General features: G+C 64.5%; 8 protein-coding genes and 1 pseudogene. 7 read left to right on the top strand and 2 right to left on the bottom strand.

From position 1 onward, the window contains the following. The 6 genes and pseudogenes from PU704_RS20145 to PU704_RS19730 all read left to right on the top strand — a co-directional run. Positions 1 to 288: hypothetical protein (locus PU704_RS20145; protein WP_277552821.1), on the top strand; the 288-nt coding region annotated here is incomplete at its 5' end. 544 nt (positions 289 to 832) lie between these two features. Further along, positions 833 to 1,590 (top strand): annotated as a pseudogene (locus PU704_RS19710) (IS5 family transposase). 323 nt (positions 1,591 to 1,913) lie between these two features. Further along, positions 1,914 to 2,699 (top strand): ParA family protein, encoded by a 786-nt coding sequence (locus PU704_RS19715; protein ID WP_277552823.1) that lies wholly within the window; start codon positions 1,914 to 1,916, stop codon positions 2,697 to 2,699. A gap of 213 nt (positions 2,700 to 2,912) precedes the next feature. After that, complete coding sequence (locus tag PU704_RS19720) at positions 2,913 to 3,131, top strand: hypothetical protein (protein WP_277552824.1); 219 nt, start codon at positions 2,913 to 2,915, stop codon at positions 3,129 to 3,131. 152 nt (positions 3,132 to 3,283) lie between these two features. After that, entirely contained in the window at positions 3,284 to 3,634 is a 351-nt protein-coding gene (locus PU704_RS19725) for a hypothetical protein (protein ID WP_277552826.1), read from the top strand. A 176-nt stretch (positions 3,635 to 3,810) separates the two neighbouring features. Next, entirely contained in the window at positions 3,811 to 3,948 is a 138-nt protein-coding gene (locus PU704_RS19730) for a hypothetical protein (protein WP_277552828.1), read from the top strand. Positions 3,949 to 4,364: 416 nt separating this feature from the next. Here the strand turns inward: PU704_RS19730 and PU704_RS19735 are convergent. Together PU704_RS19735 and PU704_RS19740 are read right to left on the bottom strand one after the other, a co-directional pair. Continuing rightward, positions 4,365 to 5,599 (bottom strand): IS3 family transposase gene (locus tag PU704_RS19735; RefSeq protein WP_100244787.1). Its coding sequence is split into 2 segments (ribosomal slippage): positions 4,365 to 5,290 and positions 5,290 to 5,599, totalling 1,236 coding nucleotides; the frame shifts between segments, so codons are not numbered across the junction. A gap of 57 nt (positions 5,600 to 5,656) precedes the next feature. Then, the gene (locus PU704_RS19740) at positions 5,657 to 6,115 is read right to left on the bottom strand and encodes a hypothetical protein (protein WP_277552831.1); all 459 of its coding nucleotides are present in this window, start codon (positions 6,113 to 6,115) and stop codon (positions 5,657 to 5,659) included. 349 nt (positions 6,116 to 6,464) lie between these two features. Here PU704_RS19740 and PU704_RS19745 point away from each other — a divergent pair, with 349 nt between their 5' ends. Continuing rightward, on the top strand, positions 6,465 to 6,812 hold the full coding sequence (locus tag PU704_RS19745; protein WP_277552833.1) for a hypothetical protein: 348 nt from the start codon (positions 6,465 to 6,467) through the stop codon (positions 6,810 to 6,812). Positions 6,813 to 6,917: the final 105 nt, after the last annotated feature.

Consider the following 6,917-nt stretch of genomic DNA (forward strand, 5'->3'; position numbering starts at 1 on the left):
GGGTCGCCCTTGGTCCCCAAAGTGCTGCATGAGATGGTCTACACGCTTGTCGGCATCATCCCCCTGGACCGTGCCACCGGCAGCGCTATGCCGCTGTTGCCTGGAGTGCTGGATCCGTTCGCCCTGATCGGAGAGCCGATCGACACCGTGAACCACCACCTCGGCACCGTCCCCCACGCCCTGGTTCGGCCGGCAAGCCGACCTCTCCCAGAGCTACACCACCGACTGGGCTCAACTGCCCATCGTGAGCTGAACAACCGATTCTTTGCCGCGCTGTGGTTTAGCTAAAACTCAGTTTCGGCTTCTATTCTGGTTACATCGATGCGTGGCCTGGAACCTGCTGGTCACGAAGGACAATCCACCAGCAGGCGGGTTTCTCGTCGAAGTGTGTTCCAGGCTTGGCCGCTTCACGGACACTCGGGGGCCCCGCTGACTCTTATGGCGGGGGCCCTACCGCCGCCGTATCACCGGCTCTAAATCAGCGGCATGCCTGGACCGAGCTCCACCTACAACCTCCTCTCTTCCTAAACTTCAGTACTTCCGGGACTTCATTAAAATCTGTGAAAACAGATTGACGGCGAAGTGAGCCACCGCGCCCGTGCCCCGGAACCCTAGCATTGACGGCTCCTCGGCATGGAAGGTCCTGTCCTAACTATGCATACTTCAGTAAAGTCTGAGTAGTCATAAAAACGGGGAAGAGGAGAATGAAGTGTTCCAGGGGTGACCGCATCATGGAGGCACGGGGGTCCGGTGACTCTGAGAGTTCATGTCAGAACGGGTGGGCCATAAGGCGTGAGTGCTGACGGGGCCTTCGGCGACCCTGGTGAGCATCATGGGGAATCCCGGGCTGGACTCGCTGTGGGAGCGAGTTCGGCCCGTTGCTACCACCACATCGACCCAGCGGTACAAACACCTAGGGTGTGGGCCGGCTGATGACCGAGCTGTTCTGGCGAAGGATCGTGTTCGTGCTCAAGGCCGGGATCGGCTGGAATCAACTATCCCAAGATCTGCTGGGTGTCTCCGATGCGAGGTGCGGACGGCGCATGAGGACCTGGACCGAGGTCGGAGTCCGGCCAGCAGTGCACGAGATGCGGCTGGCTGATCTGCGTGCCGCTGGAGCGCTGGACCTGGACCAGTGCGCAGTGGACGGCTCGCACGTGCGGGCTCTGAAAGGAGGTCATGTCGGACTCAGCCCTATCGACCAAGGCCAGCCTGATTCCAAACACCACCTGATCGTCGCCACGCACGGGATCCCGCTGCAGGTCACCCTCTTCGGCGGCAGCCGCAACGACATCACCCCCACTGCTTCCCCTGGTGGACTTGATCCCACCAATCCGTGGGCTGCGTGGCCGGCCCCGGCGCAAGCCCTGAGAGTTGTTCGCCGATCGTGGCTACGACCGCGACAAGCACCGGCGCCTGGTGCGTGCTCCCGGGATCACTCCTCGGATTGCCCGTTACGGAGTCGCCCACGGTTCCGGACTGGGCCAGCACCGCTGGATGGTGGAACGCGGCTTCGTACGGCTGCACTCCTACAAGCGGCTACGCATTCGATGGGAACGCCGAGTCGACCTACACCTTCGGCTGCTATAGCTGGCCTACGTGCTGATCTACCATCGACAGCTCACCGCATTGTGAAACGAGTTCTTATGGCTGAGCCCCTGCCGCCGCCGTATCACCGGCTCCAAATCCGCGACATGCCAGGACCAAGCTTCACCTACAACCTCCTCTCTTCTGTACTTCAGTACTTCCGAGAATTCATTAAAGTAGGTGAGAGCAGATTGACGATAAAGTAAGCCGTAGCTCCCGGTGCCCCAGGATCCGTGCGTTTTCAGCACATCAGCATGGAGGATCCTGGCCTAACTATCCAAACTTTAGTAAAGTCAAGTTAGCCTAGAAGAGCAGAAAGGAATGATGTGGAGACCTTGGCAGTCGCGCAGCAGAAGGGCGGAGTCGGCAAGACCACTACTGTGGTCAACCTGGCCGACGCCGCCGTGTCCGAAGGGGTTCGCGTGCTGGTGATCGACCTCGACCCCCAGGGCAACGCCACCACCACCCTGTGCCCCACCCCACCGGCAGTCGATACACTGTCCGTGGCTGATGTTTTGGCCGGAGACGCCTCACTGGAGGAGACAGTCATCGCCGGTGACTGGACCAGCGACAGCGGGGGAGCCCTCGCCGTCGTACCAGCAATTGCGGCCACCCTGCACCCGGTCACGAAACACCTCGAAGCCCAAGAGGACCCCGGGCACGCACTTCACGCCCTGCGCCACGCCATAGAAGCGCTCGATGACACCTATGATCTGGTGCTGATTGACTGCCCACCGGCCCTGGGCATGCTCACCCTCAACGCTCTGGTTGCCGCTAACGGCGTGCTGGTGGTCTCCGAACCCTCCCTGTACAGCCTCGACGGACTGGCTGATATCCGCGAAACCATCGACACCGTGCGCACCCACCATGCTCCGGCCCTGGAGCTGCGCGGAGTGTTGCTGAACAAATGGCGAGGAGAGACCCGTACCGGCCGGCGATGGCGGTTGGAGTTCGAGCAGTTGATGGGCCCGGACTTGCTGGACCCGCCCATCCCGCTGCGCGTAGCTATCGCGGACGCAGCCGAGACCGGCCAACGCCTCTCGCAGAGCAACGACACCCGTGAGCTCGCCTACCGGTACGTCCGCCACCTGCGCAGTATCACCCGCCGCTGACCTCGCATCGAAAGGACTTCTCTCATGGGCTCCCCTGCTCCGCGCAAGACCAGCCGATGGAACCAAGGGCAGCACCCTGCTGCGCAGATATCCCCACCCGCTTCGGCGCAGCCAGCGCCTCAGCCGAGCGCGGCCGCCGAGCAATTGTCCGCCACACCTGCAGTACCTACCTCGGCCCCAAAGCCGGCCGCGGCAACCCGTGCTTCACTTCAGGTGAGCATCGACCGAGACCTGCTCACCGAGCTGCGTAACGCCTACAACTTCACCGCCCAGGACGGTCAAACCTGGGCAGCATGGGTCGAGACCGCTCTGCGCGCCCACGTGGCGCGTTGCCGCGCTGACCTCGGATTCCCGGACGGCGTGCCCGGCTCGGGCGTCCTGGCCCCCCGGGCCGGAGTCCGCACTGGCCGCCCACCCAAGAACACCCCATAGCTTGAAACGGTGCGGGCGTGAAAAAGCCCGTGGCGAGACAATCCAGCTGGTAGGGCGATCCCGTCACGGGCTCTTGAAGCATACCCAGCAACTTTTCGGCTTACCAGGGGAAAGCCACCTGAGGAGATCATCACCTTCAGTGCCACTACCACATGGAGGTCGACGACAAGCTCGCCGAAGCCTGGCACGTTGCCTATGGTCGTGCGGAGGATGCAAAGCAGTGCTGGAAGGCGTCTGTGGTAGCGGTCGAGGTGGCTTTGCAACCGGTTGTCTCCCCGAAGAATCCCGGTGCTGGTTTTGGAGCCATGCGGAAGGACATCAAGGCTGCGCCGCAGAAGCGGGAATGTGATCTTCCTGTCTGGGGTGACGAGAAGCTCTCGCTTGTCGAGGCCTTCCGTAACGTTCTGAGCCGTGTCACCTATGAGCACGGAGGGGACGATCGGATCGCTGAGATGCGTGAGGCCCATGCTGTTCTCATGGCCGCCGTACTTGTGGTCGAGTAGGTGCGAGACGACGTGTTCAGGCGCGCGGAAGGGGCTTGAGGATGGTCCTCCGATCTGACGGCCACGAGTGGACCGGCTTCACCTCTGAGCAGGTTAAGTTGCTGGATTACCTCGACCATCTCGGGAACAACGCCTGGTCGCGGAACCCGCAGAGCGAGGCTCTCCTGCCGAATCTCTTGAAGCGACTCCGCGACGCCGGTCTGCCCATGGAGGAGGTCAAGGAGGCAATGGCCTCGATCGGCTATGACAAGCGGGCGCTGCACCAGCTGGAGCGGTGGGAGTCCAAGCGGGCCACGGGCAAGTTCGGTCGATGAGATCTCGGTCCCAGCCTTCCCGCCCTCGGGGAGCCAGGTCCTGCATCGGGCATTATCTCAGCTCACGGCCCATCTCTTTCGATCAAGTTAGGTGGACAGAAAATCTGACCGAAAAGCCGACACATAGCTGGACAAAATTGGACAACTGAGGTTGTCTAGAAGTAGCCCGCTCTCGCAGAGAGTAGGGAAGTAGAGGCCGGGGCCCCCGCACTGACGGGACCTGGCCTTCGCGCTATCTACAGTGAGATGCTGATCCGCTCGACGGACCCTCCGTACTGGTTGAACCATCTGGTGTCGTCCGTCTCCGCATCACCCAGTGCTCCGAGCACCTGGTCCGGGATCCACAGCATCGGCTCCTCGGAGGGAAACCCGATCTCGGGCCTTGACCCTGGATCTTGGACACGGTGTCATTTCGGTTATGCCGCTTCCGGGAGTGTAGCGGAGGCGGCGGCTTCGTAGGCGTTCGGAGCGATGTTGCCGATCGCGCAGTGGCGCCTGCGGGTGTTGTAACGGTTCGCCCACCGGAACACGGCCCGGTATGCCGTCGGCGCGTCGGGGAACCCCGCCCGACCCTCGAGCAGCTCGCGTTTGAGGGCGGCGTTGAAGCTCTCGGCGAGGGCGTTGTCGGCCGAGGAGCCGATCGCGCCCATCGACTGCGTCACGCCCAGGTCCGTGCAGAGCTGCGCGTAGGCCTTCGATGTGTAGACGGCGCCGTGGTCGGAGTGGAACACCGTCCCGGCCAGCGTCCCGCGCTCGTGCCAGGCGGCCTTCAGCGCGTCCTCGACGAGCTCGGTGCGCATGTGATCGGCCATGCTCCAGCCGGCGAGCTTGCGTGAGCCCAGATCGATGCAGGACGCGAGGTAGAGGTTCGTGCCGTCGGCGATGGGCAGGTAGGTGATGTCCCCGACGTAGCGGCGGCACGGCACGCCGATGCTGAAGTCGCGGCCGAGCAGGTCGGGGAACCGCCTGCCGGACTGGTCCGGGAGCGTGGTCCTCACGCGCTTGCGCAACCGGATACCGGCCAGGCCGTGCTCGCGCATCACGCGGGCTACTCGCTTGTGGTTGACCCGATCGCCGGGCGTCGTGCCCTCGTTGAGGTCAGCCGTGACCCGGGGCGCGCCGTAGGCGCGGTCCCCGCCCCGGGCGGGATCCTGCAGCACCTGGATCCGCGCCACCAGCGCCGCGTCGGCCGCCGCTCTCGCTGCCCGTGTCGGCGCGGCGGCCAGCCACGCGTAGAACGATGACCGGGCGACCTCGACGACCTCGCACAACCGCTTCACGCCCCAGGCGTCCTTGTGGTCCTCGACGAACTGGAAGCGGTTCACCAGTTCGTCTCCCCGGCGAAATACTTCGCCGCCTGACGGAGGATGTCCCGCTCCTGCGCGAGCTTGTGGGCCTCGGCTTGCGCTGCGGCCAGCTCGGCTTCCAGCCTCCTGACCTTCGCCGCCTGCGACTCCGACCGCCCCGCGACCGGAGCGACCACCTCCCCGGTCCTCGTGGTCCCGGAGCCGAGCTTGTCGACCCACTCCTTCAACGAGCCCCGGGACACGCCCAGATCCGCCGCGATCCCCTTCAGCGTCGCGCCCGGCGTGGACTCGTACAAGTCCACCGCCCGGCGACGGAACTCGTCGGTGTAGTTCTTCCTTGCCATCCTTGGATTCTCGCTTCCCCAGCATCGTGCTGGATTCCGCGTGTCCAAGATCAGGGGTTAAGCCCCCTCCACCCGCAGCCTCTCGGGCATCACCTTCCTGATCCGGAGAACGTTGACCAGTTGCAGGTCCTTCTGCTGCTGGGACTTCTCCCGGGCCTCGAGGAAGACTTTGGTCACGCCCATCTCCCCGAGCCTCCAGTACAACTGCTCCATGCACTGAGCCCGAGCCCGCTCCTGCTTCCGATGGTCCAGCGGCGTGCCTACGACCACGAGGTGGGTGGCGCCGAAGGAGGACACCACCGCGGTGGCACGGGTCTTCTCCCGCGGCTCCATCGCGTGCCAGTGCAACTTAGGTGCACCCTTAGGAAGGATGTTCCGCAGCTCCTGTCGTGCTCCGTCGCACTCATCTGGGTTTGCCACCACCGCGCCGAGCAAGTACATGGGCACGGGGATGTCTTTCTGCCGCATGCTCTCGTCTACCCACGCGTGGAACGAGGACCCCTCTGAGATTTGCACCCATGCATTCTCCCAGAGAACTCCGACTGTCTGAGATATCAGCTCCGCCGACAACATTCCTCCCGCCGGCGCACGGTGGCCCAGCTCCGCCGGCACCGCCAGCAGCTCGGCGCCCCGGACACCCTCACCGATGCCGGCATCGTGGTCGGTGGGGTGAAGGAAACGATCATGAGCCGGGCGGCGGTGGCCTGCCTCGAGGAGCTCCGTGCCACGGGGTTGTTCCTGGAGCCGTTGATCCCGGACCGGGCCATCGTCCAGGAGGTGCGGATCTCGGGGAGTGGTACGGCCAGTACCGCAAGGGCTCCCGCGTCCTCGACGCTTACACTGCGATCGCGAAGAAGGTGCTGCGATGACCGACAAGCCTGAGCGCCCCGCCTCGCTGGCCCGCCGCCGACCCCGCCCGGCACCGGATGAGCACATCGATCCAGTCGACTACACACCCCCACGCGCTACCTCACCCCAGCCCGCGACACCGGTGGTGTCGTCCCCGCCGGTGCCAGCGGCACCGGCGGCGGAACCCCCGGCCGCGGCGCCCAAGCGCGGCCGCGGCCGGCCGCGCCGGGAACCCACGATCCAGCTCGGGGTGCGGGTGGCCCAAGACGTCTCCGATCTGATCGAGGAGCTCACCGAACACGACGGCACCGCCCGTGCGGTGATTGAGAACGCGGTGCGCGCCTACGCCCAACAGCTCAGTTGAGCCCCGCATGATGGTGTAACGCTCGGTGGCCGAGTTCGTCGTTGCGGACGAGGGCGCGGCCACCGTGAGATCTTTCGAGTTCACCTCTCACAGCACCCTCGAAAG

The organism is Kocuria oceani (assembly GCF_029524215.1).
GTDB classification, from domain to species: Bacteria; Actinomycetota; Actinomycetes; order Actinomycetales; family Micrococcaceae; genus Kocuria; species Kocuria oceani.